Origin of the sequence: Aquabacterium sp., from assembly GCF_050725395.1 — a bacterium.
Classification (GTDB): Bacteria; Pseudomonadota; Gammaproteobacteria; order Burkholderiales; family Burkholderiaceae_C; genus Aquabacterium.
This window is the reverse complement of record NZ_JBOHHL010000013.1, coordinates 38,665-60,108: the sequence shown is the minus strand read 5'-3', so window position 1 is coordinate 60,108 and position 21,444 is coordinate 38,665. Positions and strand designations below refer to the sequence as shown.

Annotated in this window: 18 protein-coding genes; 5 read left to right on the top strand and 13 right to left on the bottom strand. The window is 65.7% G+C overall.

Translation table 11 applies throughout. The features are described from left to right. Nucleotides 1-37: 37 nt before the first annotated feature. Nucleotides 38-1,204: an HPP family protein gene (locus ACREB4_RS10390; RefSeq protein WP_431588140.1), complete on the bottom strand. Its 1,167-nt coding sequence runs from the start codon at nt 1,202-1,204 to the stop codon at nt 38-40. A gap of 62 nt (nt 1,205-1,266) precedes the next feature. Further along, nucleotides 1,267-2,274: an AraC family transcriptional regulator ligand-binding domain-containing protein gene (locus tag ACREB4_RS10385; protein WP_431588139.1), complete on the bottom strand. Its 1,008-nt coding sequence runs from the start codon at nt 2,272-2,274 to the stop codon at nt 1,267-1,269. A gap of 160 nt (nt 2,275-2,434) precedes the next feature. On the opposite strand from ACREB4_RS10385, the gene ACREB4_RS10380 reads away from it, so the two are divergent. Beyond that, entirely contained in the window at nt 2,435-3,316 is an 882-nt protein-coding gene (locus ACREB4_RS10380; RefSeq protein WP_431588138.1) for a metal-dependent hydrolase, read from the top strand. A gap of 128 nt (nt 3,317-3,444) precedes the next feature. Here ACREB4_RS10380 and ACREB4_RS10375 read toward each other — a convergent pair whose 3' ends face one another. The 3 genes from ACREB4_RS10375 to ACREB4_RS10365 all read right to left on the bottom strand — a co-directional run bounded on the left by ACREB4_RS10375 (nt 3,445) and on the right by ACREB4_RS10365 (nt 9,269). After that, nucleotides 3,445-4,131 carry an OmpA family protein gene (locus ACREB4_RS10375; RefSeq protein ID WP_431588137.1) on the bottom strand — a complete coding sequence of 229 codons (687 nt, stop codon included), beginning with the start codon at nt 4,129-4,131 and terminating at the stop codon, nt 3,445-3,447. 102 nt (nt 4,132-4,233) lie between these two features. Further along, nucleotides 4,234-5,139, bottom strand: a complete 906-nt coding sequence (locus ACREB4_RS10370; RefSeq protein ID WP_431588136.1) for a recombination-associated protein RdgC — start codon at nt 5,137-5,139, stop codon at nt 4,234-4,236. A 29-nt stretch (nt 5,140-5,168) separates the two neighbouring features. After that, on the bottom strand, nt 5,169-9,269 hold the full coding sequence (locus ACREB4_RS10365; protein WP_431588135.1) for a hypothetical protein: 4,101 nt from the start codon (nt 9,267-9,269) through the stop codon (nt 5,169-5,171). A 196-nt stretch (nt 9,270-9,465) separates the two neighbouring features. Here ACREB4_RS10365 and ACREB4_RS10360 point away from each other — a divergent pair, with 196 nt between their 5' ends. Then, entirely contained in the window at nt 9,466-10,308 is an 843-nt protein-coding gene (locus ACREB4_RS10360; protein WP_431588134.1) for a hypothetical protein, read from the top strand. Here the strand turns inward: ACREB4_RS10360 and ACREB4_RS10355 are convergent. From ACREB4_RS10355 to ACREB4_RS10345, 3 genes are all read right to left on the bottom strand, one after another. Next, a complete protein-coding gene (locus ACREB4_RS10355; RefSeq protein ID WP_431588192.1) occupies nt 10,265-12,742 on the bottom strand; it encodes a DEAD/DEAH box helicase in 2,478 nt (825 codons plus the stop codon). The genes ACREB4_RS10360 and ACREB4_RS10355 overlap by 44 nt on opposite strands. A gap of 154 nt (nt 12,743-12,896) precedes the next feature. Then, nucleotides 12,897-13,718 (bottom strand): hypothetical protein, encoded by an 822-nt coding sequence (locus ACREB4_RS10350; protein WP_431588133.1) that lies wholly within the window; start codon nt 13,716-13,718, stop codon nt 12,897-12,899. A 4-nt stretch (nt 13,719-13,722) separates the two neighbouring features. Beyond that, nucleotides 13,723-13,944, bottom strand: a complete 222-nt coding sequence (locus ACREB4_RS10345) for a hypothetical protein (RefSeq protein ID WP_431588132.1) — start codon at nt 13,942-13,944, stop codon at nt 13,723-13,725. Between the two features lie 65 nt (nt 13,945-14,009). On the opposite strand from ACREB4_RS10345, the gene edd reads away from it, so the two are divergent. Together edd and ACREB4_RS10335 are read left to right on the top strand one after the other, a co-directional pair. Beyond that, nucleotides 14,010-15,851 carry a phosphogluconate dehydratase gene (gene edd / locus ACREB4_RS10340; RefSeq protein WP_431588131.1) on the top strand — a complete coding sequence of 614 codons (1,842 nt, stop codon included), beginning with the start codon at nt 14,010-14,012 and terminating at the stop codon, nt 15,849-15,851. Then, the gene (locus tag ACREB4_RS10335; protein ID WP_431588130.1) at nt 15,848-16,495 is read left to right on the top strand and encodes a bifunctional 4-hydroxy-2-oxoglutarate aldolase/2-dehydro-3-deoxy-phosphogluconate aldolase; all 648 of its coding nucleotides are present in this window, start codon (nt 15,848-15,850) and stop codon (nt 16,493-16,495) included. The genes edd and ACREB4_RS10335 overlap by 4 nt, the downstream gene beginning before the upstream one ends. 19 nt (nt 16,496-16,514) lie before the next feature. Here ACREB4_RS10335 and egtD read toward each other — a convergent pair whose 3' ends face one another. Together egtD and ACREB4_RS10325 are read right to left on the bottom strand one after the other, a co-directional pair. Next, nucleotides 16,515-17,483: an L-histidine N(alpha)-methyltransferase gene (gene egtD / locus ACREB4_RS10330; protein WP_431588129.1), complete on the bottom strand. Its 969-nt coding sequence runs from the start codon at nt 17,481-17,483 to the stop codon at nt 16,515-16,517. A gap of 23 nt (nt 17,484-17,506) precedes the next feature. Then, nucleotides 17,507-18,847, bottom strand: coding sequence for an SUMF1/EgtB/PvdO family nonheme iron enzyme (locus tag ACREB4_RS10325; RefSeq protein WP_431588128.1), 1,341 nt, complete (start codon nt 18,845-18,847; stop codon nt 17,507-17,509). An 83-nt stretch (nt 18,848-18,930) separates the two neighbouring features. Between ACREB4_RS10325 and ACREB4_RS10320 the strand changes: the two genes are divergently transcribed. Beyond that, the gene (locus tag ACREB4_RS10320) at nt 18,931-19,212 is read left to right on the top strand and encodes a DUF427 domain-containing protein (RefSeq protein WP_431588127.1); all 282 of its coding nucleotides are present in this window, start codon (nt 18,931-18,933) and stop codon (nt 19,210-19,212) included. 7 nt (nt 19,213-19,219) lie between these two features. On the opposite strand, the gene ACREB4_RS10315 is transcribed toward ACREB4_RS10320, so the two are convergent. The 3 genes from ACREB4_RS10315 to ACREB4_RS10305 are packed head-to-tail and all read right to left on the bottom strand — an operon-like array spanning nt 19,220 to nt 21,432. Continuing rightward, entirely contained in the window at nt 19,220-19,813 is a 594-nt protein-coding gene (locus tag ACREB4_RS10315) for a thioredoxin family protein (RefSeq protein WP_431588126.1), read from the bottom strand. Between the two features lie 34 nt (nt 19,814-19,847). Beyond that, nucleotides 19,848-20,540 (bottom strand): phosphoglycolate phosphatase, encoded by a 693-nt coding sequence (gene gph, locus ACREB4_RS10310; RefSeq protein ID WP_431588125.1) that lies wholly within the window; start codon nt 20,538-20,540, stop codon nt 19,848-19,850. Between the two features lie 16 nt (nt 20,541-20,556). After that, on the bottom strand, nt 20,557-21,432 hold the full coding sequence (locus ACREB4_RS10305) for a phosphoribulokinase (RefSeq protein WP_431588124.1): 876 nt from the start codon (nt 21,430-21,432) through the stop codon (nt 20,557-20,559). Nucleotides 21,433-21,444: the final 12 nt, after the last annotated feature.

Below are 21,444 nucleotides of genomic sequence, written 5' to 3'. Positions count from 1 at the left end.
CGAGCCAAAAATGTATCACGCCATGATGTATTCATGCTCAGAGTACCGCGCGGTGCAGGGCCTTCACGAAATCCGATTGCGTGATGATGCCCACCAGCCGGTTCTTCTCGCCAATGATGGGGATGTGGTGGTGTCCGCCTTCCGAGAACAAAGGCATCAGCTCGACCACGTGGCGGTCGGCGCTGGCCACGCGCACCTGGCGGGTCATGATCTGACCCACCACCTCGGGCTTGTCGGAATGCATGGTGGTGGTGCGCTTGATGAAGTCGCGCAGGCGCTCGCCGAAGCCTTCGTGCAGGTCGAGCTTGGCATGCCGCATGAAGTCGGCCAAGGTGAGGATGCCGACGATGCGGTTGAGCTTGTCGACCACGGGCAGTGCCTTGACCCCATGCTTGCGCAACAAGGTCCAGGCGTCCTGCAGCGAGGTGCCGAACTCCACCGAGATCAGCTCGCGCGACATGATGTCGGCGCAGCGGATCTCGCCGAGCTGGCGGCGGTAGGCCTCCATTTCGGCGGCCTGCAGCAGGTTTTCAAGGTCGCCCCGGCTGATGTCCAGCACCTGGTTGTAGCGGCTCAACACCACGTCGATGTCGGCGGAACTGAAACGGGCCGGTGGCGCGCCAGGGGTGCCGGGCCGCACTGGCGCCTGCACGTGTGGATAGCGCCGGCCCGTGGCCGAGTTGTAGGCGATGCCCGCCGCCACCAGCAGGGCCGAATTGGTCAAGGCCGGGAACACGGCCCAGTGGAAGCCCGTGGCGTGCGTGAGCACCGCGATCAAGGCCATGGCGCCACCCGGCGGGTGCAGGCAGCGCAGGCTGAACATGGCCGCGATGGCCAGGCTGACCGCCACGGCCCCGGCCACGGCCGGCTCATGGATCAAGTTGGCGCAGGCGATGCCCACCAGGGCCGAGACCGTGTTGCCGCCCACCACCGACCAGGGCTGCGCCAAGGGGCTGGCGGGCACGCCGAACACCAGCACCGCGCTCGCTCCGATGGGCGCGACCAGCCAAGGCACGGCCGGATCGCCCTCCCCGAACAGCCGACTCAAGCAGGCCGCGAACAGGACGCCGAGCACGGCCCCCACCACCCCGCGCAAACGCTCCTGGGCGTTGACCTGCACGGGCGCGGGCCAGAAAGCGGACAACCAGTGGGACAGCCGTGTGGCCAGAGACGATGAGGTGGCTTCCGAAGTGGGTGTGGTCATGGGCAAAGGCACGAACGTGGACTGAGCGGGCACCTAGCATACGCGCCAGGCACCCCACACCGTCAAACTGGCGGCCGGCGAAACTGGGCGGGAGAGACACCTGCCCAGCGCGTGAAGGCGCGCGTGAAGCTGTGCCGGTCCTGGAAACCCAGCTTGACGCCGATGGCCTCGATGTCCAGATCGGTCTCTTGCAAGAGCTTGCGGGCACGCTCGTGGCGGACCCGGGCCTGCACCTCGGCAAAGCCTTCGCCCTCCTCCCTCAGGCGGCGTTGCAAGGTCCGTGGGTGCAGGTCGAGCAAGGCGGCCACCTCGTCGACCTTGGCGCCCAGCAGGTCGCCACGCAAGGACAGCAACTGCTCCAGGCGCGTGGTCAGGCTGCCCTGCTCGCTCAGCTTCTTGAGTCGTTGCTCGACCATCAGTTGCGCCTTGGCGTTCAAAGCCGGAAAACCGCCCTTGAGCGGCCTGTCGAGCCCCTTGGCATCGTTGATGAGCCGGTTCTCGCTTTGGTTGAAGCGCACCGGCACGCCGAAGTAGGAGCCGTACACGCGCGGATCAACCTGCGGGCCATGCTGGAACCACACCTCGCGCAAGGGATCCTCGCGCGGCGAGATCATCCGGGCGAACTTCACGATGCAGGTCAGCGCCGCCTCGACCACGCCAGGGTGCACGGGCTCGTCGCCTTCCACACCCAGCGTCACGTTGAAGGCCGAGCCCTCTTCGCGGGTGGTGATGCGCAAGGCGGGGTGCACGATGTGCGGCATCCAGTCCAGCGCCATCATGCCCACGCGCAAGGTGGCGCAGGTCGAGATGAAAGTGTCGACCTCGGGGATGGCGTCGAAGCCATAGGTGTCGCCCAGCACCAGGGGGAAGTAGGCGGTCTCGGTCGCGGCCTCGCAGACTTCGAACAAGCGGCGCAGCGCCCCGAGGCTCAGATTGGAGAGGTGGCTGTTGTCCAGCACCTCGACGTTGATCTGCGCGCGGTTGACCGCATCCTGCATGTTGAAGCCGCACCTTGCCCCGGCCTTGGACAAGGTCGACATGACGTAGAAATTGAGGAAATCACCGCCCATGCATGTTCTTCAGTGTTTACCCGTGACGACCGCGACTGTAGCAAGACCAGGCCATCATGGCATGTCGCTGTTGGTTCCTCGCTGTCGCCGTGAGCCATGTCCCACCGGCGCAGCCATTCCTAGACTGAAGGCTGCAGTAGCGAACCCAGAGGACGACACCATGATCCCCCATCCCAGCAAACCCGAGCACATCATCCCGCGCGAGAAACTGGACTTCCAGCTCGACGACAAGATGCCGCGATTCTGGTTTGGAGGCGACCCGTTCAAGACCCGCGTGTTCGACGGCATGCAAGCCGCTTTTCCGGATGGCGAACGCTACTTCATCACCAGCGTGCGCGCCTTCCGCCACCTCATCGCCGACCCGAAGTTGGCACAGGACGTGAAGGACTTCACCCGCCAGGAAGGCCAGCATGGCATCGCGCACACGCAGTACAACGCCGTGTTGCGCCAGCAAGGTTTGAGCGTCGATGGACTGGTGGTCGAGGTGAAGAACCTGTTCGACAACTACACCAAGAAATACTCGCCCGAGTACAACCTGGCCCTGACCGCCGCCTTCGAGCACTTCACCGCGATGATGGCCGAGTCGCTCTTCGCCGAAAAGGAAGTGATGGCGCCCGCCGACGAGAAAGTCCGCGCCATGTGGGCCTGGCACGCCATCGAAGAGATGGAGCACAAGGCCGTGGCCTACGATGTGATGATGAAGGTGGCCAAGGTGGGCTATGTGCTGCGATGCACGGCTTTGGTCCACGCCATGTACAAGGTCGTGAAAGACAGCCTGCGCCTGACCAACCGCTTCTTGCGCGACGATGGCTTCAGCCGCACCCAGCGTTTCTTCATGACGCTGAAGGGCCTGAACTTCCTCTATGGCATCAATGGCTTGTTCTCCAAGAACATGCCCAAGCTGCTGGCTTACTTCAAGCCCGGTTTCCATCCCTGGCAGCACGCGGTCATCCACAGCTACCCGGTCTGGATCAAGGCTTACGAGGAAACGAAGGACCCAATGCTGGCGGGCGATGCCCTGTTCCAGGCCGGCCTCGCCTGACCAAGCGCACCGTGTGCGTGGTCCACGAAGGCACGGTGGATTTGTCCGACATGGAATCCGGCCGGGCCAGGGGCGTCGCCGCCCTGGCCGAGCATGGCTGGTTCATGCGCGTCACCAATTAAGGTCGATCAGCTGGCACCGCTGGCGGGTTCGCGCAGAAAGATTTCCACGCGGCGGTTGCGGGCGCGCCCATCAGCGCTGCCGTTGTCGGCCACAGGTTCACGCGCACCGCGACCCGCGGTGTCGACGCGGGCACTGCCCACGCCACGGTCCACCAGGAAGGCCTTGACGCTTTGTGCGCGTTCACGCGACAAGGGTTCGTTCACGGCGTCCGAGCCCGTGCTGTCCGTGTGGCCCACGATGTTGACCAAGGTGTTGGGCTGGCTCTTGAGGCCACCCGCGAACTGCTCGAGCACGCTGCGCAGTTCAGGCTTGATGTCGGCGCGGCCCACGTCGAAAGACACGTCGGCCGGAACGTTCAGCTTGAGCTGGTTGTCGTTGGTGCGGGTCACTTCGACCCCGGTGCCTTGGGTGGCCTGTTCCATGGCGCGTTGTTGCGACTCCATGTGACGCGACCAGACATTGCCGGCAATGGCGCCGATCGCGCCCCCGATCAAGGCACCCGTGCCGGCCTTGCCACCCGTGGTCGAACCGATCACGGCCCCCGTGGCGGCACCAATGGCGGCGCCTGTTCCAGTTCGGCGTTGGGTGTCGGTCATGTCGGCGCAAGCGCCCAACAAGGCGGTCATCGAGACGATGACGAGGGCTCGTTGTGCGAAGCGACCAGAGGTAGGGATGTGCGAAATTGAGGTCATGGTGGTGTTCTCCGGTTATTCCACGATTGTGGACAAACCTTGAGGCCACACCATCAGCCCATGGCGCGCAGTCTTGTAAGACTGCGCCGACACGGTTTGACTTTACACACCACCGATGGCGTGTTCGCCACCGAGGGCGTCGATCAAATCGGGCAGCAACTGGCTGAGTTCGCCCGTGGCGATGGCCGCGTCGGCATCAAAAGCTTCGTCTTTGCTCGCGGCCTTCTGGCCCTCGAACACCACGTCCAGGAAGGTCAGCTTCTTGACCTGCATCGTGTCGGTCAGCAGGAACGAGACGCGCCCTTCCCAGCTCATGCCCAGCTTGGTGGGCACCTTGCCGCTGGTGATGTGCTGGCGCACCTCGTCGATGTCGAGCAGGTGGCGGGCATAGCGCACCACGGACTTCATTTCGTCGGCCGACTTGAGCTCGCAATCGCGGTCGACCGTGAAGCTGGCCGGGGGCTCGCCGCTGACCAGCCATTCGGCCATGCCCACGGCCGCCGATTGCTGGGTGTGCAACTGGCTGATGGCGATGGTTTCCAGCGTCTTGACCAGGAAGCCGACCACCTCGTCGGCCTTGCCCTGGCTGCTGGAATCAACCAGCAAAAGGCGCTGCTCAGGGTCGATCCACACGTGGATGGACGCCTGCTTGGTGAAGGCCATGGGCAGCAGTTCCAGCATGGCCTGCTCCTTGATCTCCTTCGTCTGCTTTTTGCCGGGCTTGCGGCCTGTGTCCTGCTCGATCTTGGCGGTGATCTCGTCCACGCGGCGCTTGACCACCGCGCCGGGCAGCACGCGCTGTTCGATCATGAGCTTGAGCAGCAATTGCCCCGCGATCTTTTCGACCAGCGGCGCGTGCTTGATGCCACGCGGTTCGACCCAGCCAGAGGATTGCTGCTGGGTCAGGCCACAGGGCACGAACCGCGCCTTGTGCAGGCGTTCTTCCATCTCTGCCACCGAGGCGGACCAATCCGGCCCGATGCGATACACCGTCAAATTCTTGAACACAGGGGTCCTTGTGGTTGTGGGGGTCAGGGTCAAACGCCAGCGGCGGGCGGCTGCGGATTATCCCGCCAATAGCCGCCCGCGCTGAAACAAGCCCACGCCCATTTCACCCACCGCAACATGGACGCCGACAACCACAGCGCCCACAACAACATGGCAATGCGGTAAACGAAGACCGGCATCGACAGCACCCACGCCTGGGCGGTGCCCGCGCTGAACCGGTCGGCGTACCAGTGCAGGTGCGAAGCATCGGAGCCATTGCCCAGCACCATCAGGTCCGGATACCCCAGCAACCCCACGCGCACGGTTTCGAGCAGCACGCCGGCGGCCAGCACGCCCCACAGGGCCACCACGATCTGCAAGGTGATGAACCAGCGCCGACTCACCACCCCGGGCCCGAAGCGGCGGCGCCCCTCCATCACCAGGAACCAGCCCACCACCAGGGCCATGCCGAGCAAGGACATCTGCGCGATGCCCAGCCCCAGCATCACCCAGGACACGGCGCTCAGCGGCGTGAGGTGCAAGCGGCCCAGGCCCCAGGCCACCGCCACGATGACGACCAAGACGCCCCAGAACAGGACGGCGGGCCCGACGGTCGGACCACCCACGGCCAGCACCACGCGGTCGGCGGGCACCTGGACCAAGAGCCGGTCGTTGACGCCGGCCGCGCCCAGGTCCAGCACCTGCGACTGGAACCACCAACCCATGCCACGGGGCTCGCGCCAATCCAGCTTGACCGCGTGGGCACCGGGCGTGATGGGCAGCATGACCGCGCCGGCCTGCTGCTGCACGGGCAGCACCAGGCCATCCACCGACACGCCGAGCAGTTCGGCCCCCGCGGGCAGTTGAACACGGTGGTTGCCGCCCTGGCTCGACCGAAGGGACACTTGCGCCGACACGTCCGTGGCACGGGCACCCGGGCTCATGCTGGTGTCGACGCGGTCGACCGTGAAGGTCTGGCCCGCCACACCGGAAGGCTTGGAAACTTCGACGATGACCTGCTCACCCGGCCAGGGCTGCCAGGTCGGCATCCAGCGTCCGCCTTCCTGGTGCACCACGGGCGCGATGCCCGACAGCTTCACATGCCACTGGGTCGAGGTGTCGAGCTTCCACACCTCGACCTGGTTCACCGCCTTGCCGCTGTTCAAGGCCAGCCGCGAGGATTCCTTCAAAGTGCTGACGAAGGTGATTTCATCGCTGGCCCCCAACTGCACGGTGGCCACGCCATCCTGAACACCGACGGCGGCGTCGTTCACGGACTCGCCCGTCACCAGGGGAACCTGCACGCGGATGGGGGCCAGGCTGGGCGAGGCGCGCTGGATGCGCGTTTCGACCGTCCAGCGCAGCCCCAGGTGCAGTGTTCTTTCCACGCGCACGAAAGGCGGCAGGGCATCGCGTTGCGTGCCTCGGTCCTCGGCCTGTGAGGAGGTCTGCTCGCGCGACAAGCTCAAGGCGCCCGAAGCCAGGCCACGGGCGTCCAGGCCGGCCAGGGTCCAACCCTGCATCTGGGACTTGACCTCGCGCACGGGCATGGGCAAGGAGATGTCGAGCGAGGAGGCGTTGCCCACGTCGGCGTCCAGCACGACCTGGTTCACCCCCTTGTTCAAAGCGATCCACAAGGCACCCGCCGCATCGCGGCGAACGACGGCGGGCCGCCCATCCACGGTGATGGACGCCGGTCGCCAATTGGCGCCTTGCCCGGGCAGGGGCAGGGTCACATCGGCCAGCGCGTGAACCTCCAGACGCAACTGGATGCGCGGGCCGGCGGCATTCACCCACAGGCGCGGCACATCGGCACAGCGGGGCATGCAGTCGGGCGGCGCGGTCAGCTTGCCACGCAGTTCTTCCAGCAAGTCGCTGGGCGGGGCAGCCACGGCTTCGGGCTCGGCTGGAGGCGCGGCCTTCGCCTGGCCAGGGGCGCCCAGGCCCATGAACAAGGCCACGCAGGCCCAGGCCGCCAGGGTGGCCGCCACGCCATGTTCAGGTCGCCCAAGCCGGGTGGGCCACGCCACGCCGCCCGGCCCCCGTCCGGCCAGACCGATCCAGGCCGCCACCAGCAAAGCCAGCCCACCCAGGCGCAAGACCACCGTGCCGGCGGGCGGCAGCAAGGTCAAGCCCAATGCCTGAGAAGCCTGCACCGGCCCTTGCCAAACAAGGCGGTGGGCGTTCCAGTGCCAAGCGGGCAGGCCCGGCCCGGTCTGCACCTTGGCGGCCGGGTCCATCTCATCGATGCGTGGCGCGGGCTTTGCCAAGGGCGAGGACATGGGCGACACCAGGGACTTGCCCACGCGGTAGCTGTTGCTGCCAGCGCCTTCGGCGATTTCATCGGCCTGCTCGGCGGCGGGTGCCGGGGCTGGCGCCGACGCATCGGCCTGCGCGCGGCGGCGGTCTGGCTGTTCATCGCCCATGGTTTGCCAGGACCGCTCCAGCGCCGGGTACATGGACAAGCGCACCTGCTGAACCGCGTAAGGCAGCAGCACCAGGGCGATCAAGGCCGTGCAGCCACGCTCGGCCCAGGTCGACACGGTCAGCAAACGCCCCGCTGGCAAGACCTTGCTCAAGGCATGCAAGCCCAGCAACACCAGCCACAGGGACTGGGGCGCACCGGGCATGTGCCAAGTCAACACCAGGGCCAGGCCCAGGAGGGCGCCCCGCTTCCAGCCAAACAGTCTGCCAGCGGCCAAGGCGCTCAGCAACACGAAGAAAAAGTCCCACAAAGTCCAGCGCGACACCCAGGAACCGTCGGCGCTGTCCACACCCGATGCGTGCAACAAGCGCCAGCCGGGTGGCAGGTTCAGCACCGCGGAAGCCTGGTTGAAATCGACCGCCCAGCCCGAGGCCGGCAAGTGGCGCACGCCGCCGGTCACGCGGCTGTCGGCGCTCAGGGTGGCGGTGCCGCTGCGCACTTCCAGGCCATCGGGGCCTTTTTCCTTCAGGCGCGTGATGGGCTGATCGTCGCCATTGACCGAAGCCCGGCCCAGCAGGCCCGGCATCGCCAGGTCCAACCGGGATGAACGCGACAAGGTGCCCTTGATCTCATCGTGGACCGTGTAGCCCTGGCCGTCGAAATCCAGCCAAAGCTCGCGGACGATGGCCAGGCTGTCCGGGTTGGGCACGGGGTTGCCCCGGCGGGTCTGCACCAGCTTGAGGGTGTCGCCGGGGCGCAAACGGTACGCGGGGTACGCGCGCCAGGGCTCGGGCATCACCACCTGCTTGGGATCGACCGACACGGCGCCCTCCACGCTCACCAGGCGCACGTCGTTGTGGGCCGAGAAGGACCAGATCTCTTCGGGCGATGCCGCGCCCTTGGGCAGGGTCAGGGCCTGCACTGGCGACATCAACCGTCCGCGCACCTCGATCGACCAGTTGCCGGGACGCCCCTGCACCAACAATTGGCCGCTGTCCTGCAAGCGCACCGGCAAGGCGCTGTCGATCGATTCGGCCACCAGGCCCGGCAGCAGGGCCACGGGCAGCTCGATCTCTCGGGCTTTGCCCGAAATGGCGATGTCGTAGTGCGTGGTCACGCGCAAGGGCACCTGGTCGTCCACCAGACGCGTGGTGTGAACGGTGTAGGCATCGGTGCTTTGCGCGGTCTGGGGTGACTGCTTCAGCCACACGCGGCCCTCGGTGTCCGGCGCCCGGCTGACGGAGGCGCCATCGACCCACAACACCACGCTGCCCACGCCCTGGGGCAACAGCAAATCTTGAGGCATGCCCTTCCAGGCGATGCCACCTTCGAGCACATGCTTGCCGGGTTCCAGCAGGGCGACCGGGTGTCCATCGGATTCCGAGACGGCCAATGCCCGCCCATCGGCCTTGACATCCTGAGGCCAGTTCGCGGGCTCGCCGGGCAGGGCCACCAAGGCGGCCTTGCCAAACACCGTCACCTCGAAGCGGAAGCTGGCGGCATCGGCCCCTGCGCGCAACTCCAGCCGGGATGGCCAGACACAGGCCTTGCCCTGCTCGCCGTTGTAAGGCGCCGGGCACAACAAGGCCTCTTGCCCATGCATGGCCCAGGGCAGCCAGTCCTTCAGGCTGGCAGGCACCTCGTTTTTGGCCAAAGGCGCCGCGATCGCCACGCTGCTCAAGAAGGCCCCGATGGCTGCAAACGCCGACCTGGAAATGAAGCGCATACCCACCCCTGTGTTGATCTGCTGCGGACTCTGCCAGAAATTGGCGCGCATTTGCCGGAAAGACCGGCCGGTACCGCCAATCGATACCAGCGGACTTGCGCGGGTCCACCTGCCAGGAATCGCTTTCCAAGCCCTGCATCGCTGGGCACAGTGCGGCCACCTTTCAACCCCCACAACGCCGCCAGGGAGCGCTTGCATGCCATTGAACCCAAATCGATCACGCCACCTTCTGCCAGGCCTGGTGCTGCTCATCGCCATCACGGCCATGGGGCTGCACGGCCCGATCGCCCAGCTGGCCGACTACCACCACTTCGCCGACCAACGCGCCTGGCTGAGCATCCCCCATGCCGCCGATGTGTTGTCCAACATCGGCTTTGCGCTCGTCGGCGTGTGGGGCCTGTTTCGGCTGAATCACGGCAGGCCGGCCAACACGCCGGGCCGCGCCGGCTACCAGCTGTTCTTCGCGTCCTTGGTGCTCACAGCCTTGGGCTCGGGCTGGTATCACCTGGCCCCCGACAATGGCCGACTCGTGTGGGACCGCCTGCCCATCGCGCTGGCCTGTGCCGGGCTGCTCTCGGCCATCTGGCGCGAGCACCTGGCGGGCCAACGCTGGGTCACGCCGGTGCTGGCCTTGCTGAGCACGTGCAGCGTGGCCTGGTGGCGTTTCACGGACCTGCAGGGGGGCGGTGATCTGCGCCCTTACCTGCTGCTGCAACTGATGCCGCTGGTGCTGATCCCTCTTGTTCAATGGCAAGCCGGGGTGCCTCGCGCACAACGCCGCGTCTTCCTGCTGGCCATGGTTTGCTACGTGATGGCCAAGGCTTGCGAGCTGGCCGACCACACCATCTTTGACCAACTGCTGTGCTTGAGCGGCCACACGCTCAAGCACCTGCTGGCGACCATGGCGGCCGCCCTGGTCGCGCACGGGGCCTGCTCATATGCACATGCGCCCAAGTCGCATGACCTGGGGTTCCGCCAAGCCCAGAAGGCTCGGCTCAGGCCAGGGGCGCCAGCAGGTCCGACAGGTCGGAGGCGCTGAACTTGGGCGCGGCCGCGCCGTCGCTGCCCAGCACGCCTTCGGCCAGGGTTGCCTTGCGCGACTGCAGCTCCAGGATGCGCTCTTCGATGCTGCCCTCCACCACCAGCTTGTAGACGAAGACCGGCTGGTCCTGCCCGATGCGGTGCGCGCGGGCGGTGGCCTGTTCTTCCACCGCCGGGTTCCACCAGGGGTCGACATGGATCACGGTGTCCGCAGCGGTGAGGTTCAGGCCCACGCCCCCGGCCTTCAGGCTGACCAGCAGGATGGGCACTTCCTTGTTCTGGAAACGCGCGACCACCTCACCGCGCTGTGATGGCGGGGTCTGGCCGGTCAAGGCCAACCAAGGCAGTTGCAGTTCGTCCAGCGCTTCCTCGATCAGGCCCAGCATCTCGGTGAACTGCGAGAACACCAGCACGCGCCGGCCTTCGTCGACCAGTTCGGGCAGCATGTCGCGCAGCAGTTCGAGCTTGGCGCGCTCCATGGTCCGGGGGGTTTGCTCACCTTTGACCAGGTAGGGGTCGCAGCACACCTGCCGCAGCTTGAGCAAAGCATCCAGGATGGTGATCTGCGCCCCGGCGAAGCCCTTGCGCTGCATGACACGGCGCACCTGCTCATCCGCCGCCAGGCGCACGCTTTCATACAGGTCGCGCTGTCGGCCCTGCAGCTGCAAACGCTTGATCACCTCGGTCTTGGGCGGCAACTCGGTGGCCACATCCTGCTTGCGGCGACGCAGGATGAACGGGCGCACGCGCTTGGCCAGCAGTTCGGCCCGAAGGCTTTCGCCGCCCACTTCGATGGGCTTGCGCCACAGTCGGTGGAAGCTGCGCGAATCGCCCAGGAAACCGGGCATCAGGAAATCGAACTGGGCCCACAACTCGCCCAGGTGGTTCTCCAGCGGCGTGCCGGTCATGCACAGCCGGTGGCGGGTGTGCAGGCGCCGCACGGCACGCGCGCTATGGCTGGACGCGTTCTTCACGGTCTGCGCCTCGTCCAGGATCACCAGGTGGAAGGGCTGCGCTTCCAGCAAGCGGATGTCACGCCACAGCAAGGGGTAGGTGGTCAGCACGATGTCGTGCTCGGGCATGCGGGCAAAGTCGTCGGCACGCTTGGCGCCTTGCAGGGTCAGCACTTTCAAGCCAGGGGCCATGCGCTGGGCCTCGGCCTGCCAGTTGAACACCAGGGAGGTCGGCACCACCACCAGCACCGGCCGGTCGAGCCGCCCGGCGTGCTGCTCGATCAGGATGTGGGCCAGCGCCTGGGCCGTCTTGCCCAGGCCCATGTCGTCGGCCAGGATGCCTGCCAGGTGGTGTTCGCGCAGGTACTGCAACCAGGCCACGCCATGCAACTGATAGGGCCGAAGTGTGATGTTCAGGCCTTGGGGTGCGGCCACGGGCTTTGGTTCGCCCGCGCCTTGAAGGCGTTGCGCCAAGGCCTGCAAACCCGCGTCGCCTTGCAACTGCCACGCACCTTGGGCCCCGGCGCGCCGGGCTTGCGTGTCCAGCAGGCTCAAGCGCAGGTCGTCCAGGCGGTGCGCCTCCCACGGGGACAGGCGCAGAGGTCCTTCGACTCGGCGGGGGTCGGTCAGCAGGTCGAGCATGGCGCCCACGATGACCTTGAGCGGTTCGGCCAGCGCGTGGATGCGCTTGCCCCCCGGTGCCCGCAACGACACCAGCGAGGCGCCATCGATGGCCGCCACCTTGCCCGCGTCGAGCCAGTGCGCGTCGCGTCGCAGCAGGTCGGCCAACAGGGGCGACAAGTCCAAGGTCTGGCCATCGATGTCGACCCCGAGTGACAAAAGCCAGGACCCTTCGCGCCGCGCCAAGCCCAACCCGTCCGGTTCAGGCGTCCGACTGCGCAAGCGCGAGGCCACTTCCTTGCCCAGCACCTCGCCCGTGTCCTGGTCGACGATCAGGCGCCAGGCTTCGACGGGCACGCTCTCGTGCGCGAAACCAGGGCGCACCACCATCAGCCAACCCTGGGCTTGCAAGGCAGGCGCCTGGTCGGCCCAGAAATCGCCGAAAAATTCCTCCTGCAAGAGCGACCAGAGGTGCCCGTGCTCGCCTGCCACGGGTTTCATGCGCCACTGCAAGGCGTCGGCAGGCAGCGGGTGGAAACCCAGCGCGCGGATGCTGTCCAAGGCGTCGGCTTCGGCGCCCAGGTCGCGGCGCATCGTCAGGGCTTGCCCATCGTCGCCCAGCAGCGGCTGCGACGGTTTGGCGCGGCTGTTCAGCACGGCGGTGGGCGCCGGCGTTTCCCAGCGGAGGCCATCGTCGGTGGCATAGGTCCAGTCGATGCGCGCCACAGTCACGCTGCCGCCGCGCGGACCGAACAGGCCAGAAGGCTTCATGCCCAGAAGGCCATCGCCACGCGTCAGGGTCTGCAAGGTCAAGCGCGGGCGGAAATGCCCGATCGCCTCGGCGCCCTGCACCTGCATCGACCCGATGAGTTCATCCGGGATCGGGTCATCGGCACTGGCCCGCAGCAAGGCCATGACCCTTGCGGCGTCCTCGCCCAGCAAGGGTGGCAGCTGCATCAAGGTGGCCTTGTCGGCCTGGCGGCGCAGCGCGTCCACCCAGGCCCGCACGGCCTCACTGTGGCGGGGACGGCTCACCGAACGGACCACCTGTCAGGCGCTCGAAGCGCACGTTCAAGACCCCCAGTTCGCCATAACGGATGGCAATGGCTTCGCCCAGAGGCACGGTGAAGCTGCCGGCGTAAGAACCTGTGATCACGGCCTGGCCGGCACGCAAGCCCTGCCCGCCTTCGCGCAAAAATTCAACCAGCCAATACAAAGGGGCACGCGGCAGGCCATTGGGATGCCGCCCCGCCAGCTTGGTGGGCGCCTGGCCCGCCGCGTGCTGAACCAGGATCGCCAGCTCGGTGGCCACACGCGAGGCCGCCGCACCGACTTCGGGCCCCAGGAACAGGCCCTGGTTGACCAGGCCATCGGCCAATTTTTCATCGAAACTGGCTTGGGCCGCCAGGTCGGGGGTGTAGCGGCTGTCGATCAACTCAAGGGCCAGGTGGGTGCGCGCGATCGCGGCGTCCACCTCGTCGTCGGTGTAAGGCGTGGCGCGGGCCGGAAGATCCTGCCCCAGGACGAAAGCCAGTTCGGGCTCCACCTTCACCAGGTCACCACGCGCGATGGCCATGCAAGGGCTGCCGCTGTGAACGGTGCTTGAATAGATCGGCGCCGCCACGCGGCGGCCGTCCACCGGCAGTGCGCATTTCCAGGCCGCGACCGGCGCGCCCAGCCGCCTGGTCACCGCCGCCTGGATGTCGAAAGCCTCGGCCTCGGACACCGGCCGGCAAGCCTCGGGCAGCCTTGCCCCTTGCTCACCCGACACACGCCTGGCCACCAGAATCCCTGCGGCCTGCTCGGCTTTTTCTGTGGCAAGCGCTGTCGCCATGGGCTCAGCGTTTGCTGGACGACAACAACAGGGAAGCCGCCCCGACCACGATCGCGCCCACGCTCAACCACGTGGGGATGGCCACGGTTTCTTTCTGGCTCATCGAGAACTCGATGGGGCCGATCTTGGCCGCCTGGCGTTCCCGCGTGTAGCTGACGCCGCCATACACCAAGCCCAGCGTGCCTGCCAGGATCAACACAATGCCAATGACCTTGACTGGATTCATGATTCAAATGTTCTCAACGGACGATGTGGTGCCAGAATTGGGCACGAGGCATCTTAAGTCATCGCATGACCGCACCTACCCACTCCCAGCTCCTGGCCGTCACCGAGCGCATTCGCCAGCGCAGCGCGCCTACACGGCAGCGCTACCTGAAGGGCATCGAGGACGCCGGCCGATCCAACCAGGCGGGCCGTGCGCAACTGGGTTGCACCAACCTGGCCCACGGCTACGCGGCCGCGCCTGCAGGCGACAAGATCTGGTTGCGCGAACAGCGCAAGCCCAACATCGCCATCGTCTCGGCCTACAACGACATGCTCTCGGCTCACCAGCCCTTCGAGGCCTACCCCGCCTGGATCAAAGAAGCCGCGCGCGAGGCCGGCGCCACCGCGCAATTCGCAGGTGGCGTGCCCGCCATGTGCGATGGCGTCACACAAGGCCAGCCGGGCATGGAGTTGTCGCTGTTCTCGCGCGACGTCATCGCCATGTCCACGGCCGTGGCTTTGTCCCACAACATGTTCGACGCCGTGCTCTGCCTGGGCGTGTGCGACAAGATCGTGCCCGGCCTGCTGATCGGCGCCCTGAGCTTCGGCCACCTGCCCGTCATCTTCGTGCCGGCCGGCCCGATGGGCACGGGCCAGTCCAATGCCGACAAGGCGAAGGTCCGCCAAAAGTTCGCAGCCGGCGAGATCGGCAAAGAAGCCCTGCTGGAAGCCGAAGAGAAGTCCTACCACTCGGCCGGCACCTGCACCTTCTACGGCACCGCCAACAGCAACCAGATGCTGATGGAAGTGATGGGCCTGCACCTGCCCGGCTCGGCCTTCGTGTCGCCCAACACGCCGCTGCGCGAAGCGCTGACCCGAGAAGCCGCCCACCGCGTCGCCCGCATCACGCACCTGGGCCAGGAGCACATCCCGCTGGGCAAGGTCATCGATGAAGAGGCCATCGTCAATGGCATCGTCGGGCTGCTGTCCACCGGCGGGTCCACCAACCACACGCTGCACCTGGTGGCCATGGCCCGGGCCGCCGGCGTCATCATCGACTGGGACGATTTCGACGCGCTGTCGGACATCGTGCCGCTCTTGGCCCGCGTCTATCCCAATGGCAACGCCGACGTCAACGAGTTCCACACCGCGGGTGGCATGGCCTTCCTGGTCCGTGAACTGCTCGACGCCGGCCTGCTGCACCCCCAGGTGCTGACCGCCATGGGCCGTGGTTTGCACCACTACACGCAGACCCCTGTGCTGAACAACGAGCAGCTGCAGTGGCAACCCGTGCCTCCGGACAGCGGCAACAACGCCGTGCTCACCACCTTTTCCACGCCGTTCTCGGCAGACGGCGGCCTGAAGGTGCTCAACGGCAACCTGGGGCGCTCGGTCATCAAGGTATCCGCCGTCAAGCCGGAACACCGCCTGGTCGAAGCGCCCGCCCTGGTTTTCGACCACCAGGAAGCCCTGATCGAGGCCTACAAGCGCGGCGAACTCGAACGCCATTTCGTGGCCGTGGTGCGCTTCCAGGGACCACGCGCCAACGGCATGCCCGAACTGCACTCGCTCACCCCCACCCTGGCCAATCTGCAGGACAAGGGCTTCAACGTCGCCCTGGTCACCGACGGCCGCATGTCCGGCGCCTCGGGCAAGGTGCCCGCCGCCATCCACATCACTCCCGAGGTGCTGGCTGGCGGACCCTTGGGCAAGGTCCGCGATGGCGACCTCATCCGGCTCGACGCCGAGGCCGGCATCTTGACCGCCTTGGTCGACGAGGCCGAATGGGCCGCGCGAGAAGCCCCGGTCACCGACCTGTCCGCCAACACGCATGGCAGCGGTCGCGAGTTGTTCGGCACCTTCCGCCACGCCGTCACCGGCGCCGAGCAAGGCGCCATGTCATTCGGTTTACCCACCACCCAATCATGAGCAACAAGAACCACATGCTGGCGGCCGTGATGCGCCTGAGTCCCGTGATTCCCGTGCTGGTCATCCACCGCACCGCCGACGCCGTGCCCATGGCGCGCGCCTTGCTGGCCGGGGGCCTGAAGGTGCTCGAAATCACGCTGCGCACGCCCAATGCCCTGGAAGTGATCGAGACGCTGGCCCGCGAGGTGCCCGAGGCCGTGATCGCCGCCGGCACCGTCACCACCGCCAAGCAATGGGACGACGTCGCCCGGGCGGGCGCGCAGTTCGCGGTGTCACCTGGCTTGACCCCGGCCCTGGCCCAGTTTGCTCAGAAAGCGGCCATCCCACTGCTCCCAGGCGTGGCCACGGCCAGCGAGCTGATGACCGCCATGGATTCGGGCTTCGAGTGCTTCAAGTTTTTCCCGGCCCAGCAAGCAGGTGGCGTGGCGATGCTCAAAGCCCTGGCCGGCCCCTTCGCCGATGCGCTGTTCTGCCCCACCGGTGGCATCACGGTCGAGACCGCCCCCGACTTCCTGGCCCTGCCCAATGTGGCCTGCGTGGGTGGCTCTTGGCTGGCGCCGGCGGCCAAGGTCGATGCCGGTGACTGGTCGGCCATCGAGGTGCTGGCCCACGCCTCCAGTGGCCTGGGCCGCCTGACCTGCTGATTTCCAACCTGCCGATTTTCTAGGCGGCGACCAGCAAGGTTTCGGCGAAGGGCCATGCTTCGTCGACCCATTGCCCACCCGACGCAAAACCTGCCTTGGCGCCCATGCTCAGCACATCGGCCGCCAGGTACTTGCGGCTGATCTCGGTCCAGATGGTCTCCCCGACCTCCAGGTCCACCGTCAGGCCGGCCCCAGGGATCGCCACGGACTGTTTCACACACGAACGAATGTGCATCTCGATCGCGCTCGTGTCCTCGTTGAACCGCGCCTCGTGCTGGAACCTGCGAAGGTCGAAACTGGCGCCCAGTTCGCGGTTCATCCGGGCCAGCAAGTTCAAGTTGAAGGCCGCCGTGACCCCCAAGGGATCATCGTAGGCCTCGATCAAGGCCTGCCTTGGCTTGACCAGGTCGGTGCCCAGCAGCATGGCATCGCCAGGGCGCAACAGTTTGCGAACCTCGCCCAGAAACCGCACGGCATCGGGCCGCGCGAAGTTCCCGATGGTGCTGCCCAGGAACAGCACCAGCATGGGCGAATCTCCCCGCGTCGACGCCACTTGCTGCAGCCCTTGAAGGTACTCGCCTTCGATGCCCTTGACCTTGATGCCCGCGATGTCGCTCAGCGCCTGGCTGCATTGCGCCAAGGCCGTGGCCGAGATCTCGATGGGGAAGTAGGTGCAAGGGTGGCGACGCGCGCAAGCCTCCAGCATCCAGCGCGTCTTGCGGCCGCTGCCACTGCCCAACTCCACCACGGTGTCGATGGGGCCCAAGGCGTCCAGCACGTCCGGCGCATGTCGCTTGACCAGGCGTTCGTCCGCACGGGTCAGGCCGTATTCCGGCAGGTGGGTGATCACCTCGAACAAGGCCGAGCCGACGGCGTCGTACAGGTACTTGGAGGGCAAGGTTTTCTGAGGCGACTGCGTCAGACCACCATAGACATCGGTGGCGAACGCATCCACCTGGGCAGGATGCTGGGGAGCGGTGTGGGACATGCCGATCTTCCTTGATGGGGGAGTCAATCCACGCTGACGCAACGCAAGCCTGCGTAAACATGCTGGTAGTGCGGCTGAAACCAATTGCGAAAGGACGGCCTGAGCATGCAGGCCGCGGTTCTGGGTGAGCCGCCCTTCAGGACGAAGTGCTGCCCATCGAAAAAGTCCTTGGAATACCCAGGGTAGAAAGGAAAGGCTTCGAAGCCTTCGGCTGGCGCAAAGGGGGTGGATGTCCATTCCCAACCATTGCCGAACAAGCCGGCCACGCCAAACTCGCTGAGTTGCCTGGAGGCCTGCACAGGCTCGGGGTCCCAGCGCCGGAAATCGGCGTTGCACTGGCCCTCTCCCTGCAAGGGATCGCTCCCCATGGCCGCGCGCATCCACTGCGCCTCGGTGGGCAGGGCCTTGCCAGCCCAATGTGCATAGGCTCTGGCCTCGGCGTGACTGACGTAGACCGGCCAATCCAACGGCATGGGAATCTCCTGGTGCATGGCGCGCAGCCACCAACCGCCACGGTCGGATCGCCAGAACACGGGTTGGCGAATGTCTTGGCTGGATCGCCAGGCCCAATCCTCGGCCTGCCAGAATTCAGCACGCTCGTAGCCACCATCGGTCATGAAGTCCAGGTACTGGCCATTCGTGACCATGTGCTGATCCATGGCGAAGGCCGGCACCTCAACCTCGTGCGCCGGAAATTCATTGTCCCAACCGAAGGCATGGACGTTGTCACGCGACTCGCCCAGCACCACCTGCCCCCGCGGAATGTTGACCATGGCAGGGTCAGAAGTGTTGGCTTGCGGCGCTGGCAGGTTCTCATCGGCCAAAGCTGGGGCGCGCATGGCGCCCACTGGCAAGCGATGCAGCATGTAGGCCAGCGTTTCGGCGTGCATCAGGCGGTGCTCGATCGCCACATTGAGCAGGCAAGCCGCGTCGAAATGGCGGCCACCACCACCCGCCCAGGGCCCTGCCCAGCTCACGGGCAATGTGTCGACGAATTCGTCCAAGGCATCGCGCACCGCTTGCCGGTAGGCCAGGATGTCTGGCAATTCTGGCCAGTCGCCTGGCAGATCTTGCGGCAAACCGGTGCCCACCGGGTCGATGCCAAAGGCGAACAACTGGTTGAAGCCGGTGTTGACGGGCGCCACCACGGTTCGCCGGTGCGTCAGCAGGTTCCAGTCGAAGGCTTCAAGGTGACCCAGGTAGAAAACGATGCGGTGCCGTTCGGCGATGGGCCGCTGGTACAGCGTGTCATCGTCCAGGCTGGCGAACAAGGCATCGGTGATGGAACGGGCTTGCCGCCAGCGCGCCAGCAACGGCGGCCGAACATCGGGACGATCAAGGGCAATCAGTTCGGCTCGGTTCATGGCGTGCAGGCAAGCGCGGATGGCGGCCACGATAACCGAAGTACAGTGCCACCATGGATGACAGGGGTCATCAGGAGCGGAACATGAAAGCAATCTGGAATGGCGTGGTCGTCGCCGAGAGTGATGACATCGTGGTGGTCGAAGGCAACCATTACTTCCCCGAAAGCGCGCTCAAGCGCGAGTACGTGCTTTCGAGCAATCGACGTACCATGTGCTCGTGGAAGGGTGAGGCCAGCTACTACACCTTGTTCGTGGATGGCGATGCCAAGCAGGACGCAGTCTGGTTTTACCCCGCGCCCAAGGAAGCAGCCGAAGAGATCAAGGGCCGCGTGGCCTTCGAACGCGGCGTCCTGATCGAAGAGTGAGCAGAAGTCAGGCGGCGGCCTTGATCGACTCGTGATCGGCTTCAGTTTCGGTCTCGCGCCATTTGATGGAGCAACCGATGCTGGGGTACTGGTCGCCGGGGCCATAGCCGTAATAGGCGATCAGCCGCATGGCGTCGAACAATTCGCGCGGTGCGTCTTCAGGCGCGGGCTCGCGGCCCGAGGCGTCCAGGCGGCCACGGTAGTGCAGCACACCGCCACCATCGAAAGCGTAGAAGTCAGGGGTGCAAACGGCGCCATACGCGCGCGCCACTTCCTGGGTTTCATCGTGCAGGTAATGGAAAGGGAAATCCATCTCGGCCGCGATGCGCTGCATGTTCTCGAAACTGTCTTCCGGGTAGGTGGACTCGTCGTTCGAGTTGATGGCGATGGTGTTGACGCCCAGCGGCAGCAGTTCGCGCGCGTCTCGGATGATGCGGGGCAACACGGCCTTCACATAGGGGCAGTGGTTGCAGATGAAGATCACCAGCGTGCCTTTTCGGCCTGACAGGTCTTTGAGCGAATGCATTTTGCCGTCCACGCCCTTCAGGCGGAAAGGCGCGGCATGCCAACCAATGTCAGCGATGGGGGTCGTCACGGCCATGAATATCTCCTCAGTCGTCGGTTGACAAAACTACTCAGGCGGCCATGCGCAGGTTGAGCACATGGTCGGCGATTCGGGCGATGTCGGTGAACACGCCGTCTGGGTGGGAATCTTCAATGGGCTGGCCGCCGTTGTAGCCGTATGGAACAGCCCAAGCGGTCACGCCGGCACGCTTGGCGGTTTCCACATCGATCGAGGAATCGCCCACGTGCGCTGTGTGTGATTTATCCACATTCAGCGCGCCAAGGCAATACTCAATCACCAAGGGATGGGGTTTTTTTTCCGCCAGGCTGTCCCCGCCCAGGACGATCTGGAAGAAGTGGGCCAAGCCCGTCACCTCCAGCACCTTGTGGGCAAAGCGCACCTCCTTGTTGGTGACACAGGCCAGGCGCACACCGGCGGTGCGCAGACGCTCCAAACCGTCCAGGCAGCCGGGGTAAAGCTGGCTGTCGGTGCCCGTGGTGTCGTTGTAGTGGCGTTCAAAACAGTGCATGACGGATTCGACGTCCAGCTTGGCCACCACCTTGCTCTCGCCCGCCTCCGTGGCCTCCCTCAGCAGACCCTTCATCAGCTCGCGCGTGCCGTGGCCAATGAGCTTGGTGACATCGCCCAGCGGGCGCCTGGGCAGGCCGATCTCGGCCAGGGTGCGGTTGGCGGCTTCGGCGATTTCGGCCGCGGTGTCGACCATGGTGCCGTCCAGGTCGAAGGTGATCAGTTGAATGCTCATTTTTAATGCAGCTTTGTTAACGCATCTGTGCGCGGCGGATTTCCATCAGCCGCAGGATCATGGGGGTGAGGATGAGTTGCATGGCCAAGTCCATCTTGCCGCCCGGCACCACGATGGTGTTGGCGCGCGACATGAACGAATCCGAGATCATCGACAGCAGGTAGGGGAAGTCGATGCCGCGCGGGCTGCGGAAGCGGATCACCGTCATGCTCTCACCGGCCGTGGGCACGTCGCGGGCGATGAAAGGATTCGAGGTGTCGACCACCGGCACGCGCTGGAAGTTGATGTCGGTCTCGGCGAACTGCGGGCAGATGTAGTGCACGTAATCGTGCATGCGGCGCAGAATTGTGTCGGACACCGCTTCCTTGCTGTAGCCGCGGAACTTGGTGTCGCGGTGGATCTTCTGGATCCACTCCAGGTTGATGATGGGGACCACGCCGATCTTCAAATCGACATGCCGCACCAAGTCGACCTCGTCGGTCTTGACGCAGCCGTGCAGGCCTTCGTAGAACAGCACGTCGGTGTCCACCGGGGTGTCCAGCCAGGGCGTGAAGGTACCGGGCTCTTGCCCATAGGGGTGGGCCTCGGCCTCGTTGTGCAAGTAGTAGCGCGTCTTGCAGCGGCCGGTTTCGCCGAAGGCCTGGTACTGCTTGCCCAGTTCTTCCCACTCGTTGGCCATGGGGCCGAAGTGGCTGAGCGCGATGCCTTCGCGTTCGTAGTCGGCCACTTTCAGCTTCATCTCACTGCGCGAGTAGCGGTGAAAGGCGTCGCCCTCAATCACGGCGGGCGTGATGCCTTCGCGGCGAAAAATGGCGTCGAAGGTGCTTTTGACGGTGCTGGTGCCGGCGCCGCTGGAGCCAGTCACCACGATGATGGGGTGTTTGCGGGACATGGTCGGCCCCGC

Bases quoted from the DNA above. Each gene is read 5' to 3' on its own strand.
- ACREB4_RS10375 (WP_431588137.1), bottom strand. From the start codon at position 4,131: ATGACCTCAATTTCGCACATCCCTACCTCTGGTCGCTTCGCACAACGA.
- ACREB4_RS10365 (WP_431588135.1), bottom strand. From the start codon at position 9,269: ATGCGCTTCATTTCCAGGTCGGCGTTTGCAGCCATCGGGGCCTTCTTG.
- ACREB4_RS10345 (WP_431588132.1), bottom strand. From the start codon at position 13,944: ATGAATCCAGTCAAGGTCATTGGCATTGTGTTGATCCTGGCAGGCACG.
- edd (WP_431588131.1), top strand. From the start codon at position 14,010: ATGACCGCACCTACCCACTCCCAGCTCCTGGCCGTCACCGAGCGCATT.
- ACREB4_RS10380 (WP_431588138.1), top strand. From the start codon at position 2,435: ATGATCCCCCATCCCAGCAAACCCGAGCACATCATCCCGCGCGAGAAA.
- ACREB4_RS10360 (WP_431588134.1), top strand. From the start codon at position 9,466: ATGCCATTGAACCCAAATCGATCACGCCACCTTCTGCCAGGCCTGGTG.
- ACREB4_RS10335 (WP_431588130.1), top strand. From the start codon at position 15,848: ATGAGCAACAAGAACCACATGCTGGCGGCCGTGATGCGCCTGAGTCCC.
- ACREB4_RS10325 (WP_431588128.1), bottom strand. From the start codon at position 18,847: ATGAACCGAGCCGAACTGATTGCCCTTGATCGTCCCGATGTTCGGCCG.
- ACREB4_RS10350 (WP_431588133.1), bottom strand. From the start codon at position 13,718: ATGGCGACAGCGCTTGCCACAGAAAAAGCCGAGCAGGCCGCAGGGATT.
- ACREB4_RS10305 (WP_431588124.1), bottom strand. From the start codon at position 21,432: ATGTCCCGCAAACACCCCATCATCGTGGTGACTGGCTCCAGCGGCGCC.
- ACREB4_RS10315 (WP_431588126.1), bottom strand. From the start codon at position 19,813: ATGGCCGTGACGACCCCCATCGCTGACATTGGTTGGCATGCCGCGCCT.
- egtD (WP_431588129.1), bottom strand. From the start codon at position 17,483: ATGTCCCACACCGCTCCCCAGCATCCTGCCCAGGTGGATGCGTTCGCC.
- ACREB4_RS10390 (WP_431588140.1), bottom strand. From the start codon at position 1,204: ATGACCACACCCACTTCGGAAGCCACCTCATCGTCTCTGGCCACACGG.
- ACREB4_RS10385 (WP_431588139.1), bottom strand. From the start codon at position 2,274: ATGGGCGGTGATTTCCTCAATTTCTACGTCATGTCGACCTTGTCCAAG.
- ACREB4_RS10355 (WP_431588192.1), bottom strand. From the start codon at position 12,742: ATGCAGGTGCAGGGCGCCGAGGCGATCGGGCATTTCCGCCCGCGCTTG.
- gph (WP_431588125.1), bottom strand. From the start codon at position 20,540: ATGAGCATTCAACTGATCACCTTCGACCTGGACGGCACCATGGTCGAC.
- ACREB4_RS10320 (WP_431588127.1), top strand. From the start codon at position 18,931: ATGAAAGCAATCTGGAATGGCGTGGTCGTCGCCGAGAGTGATGACATC.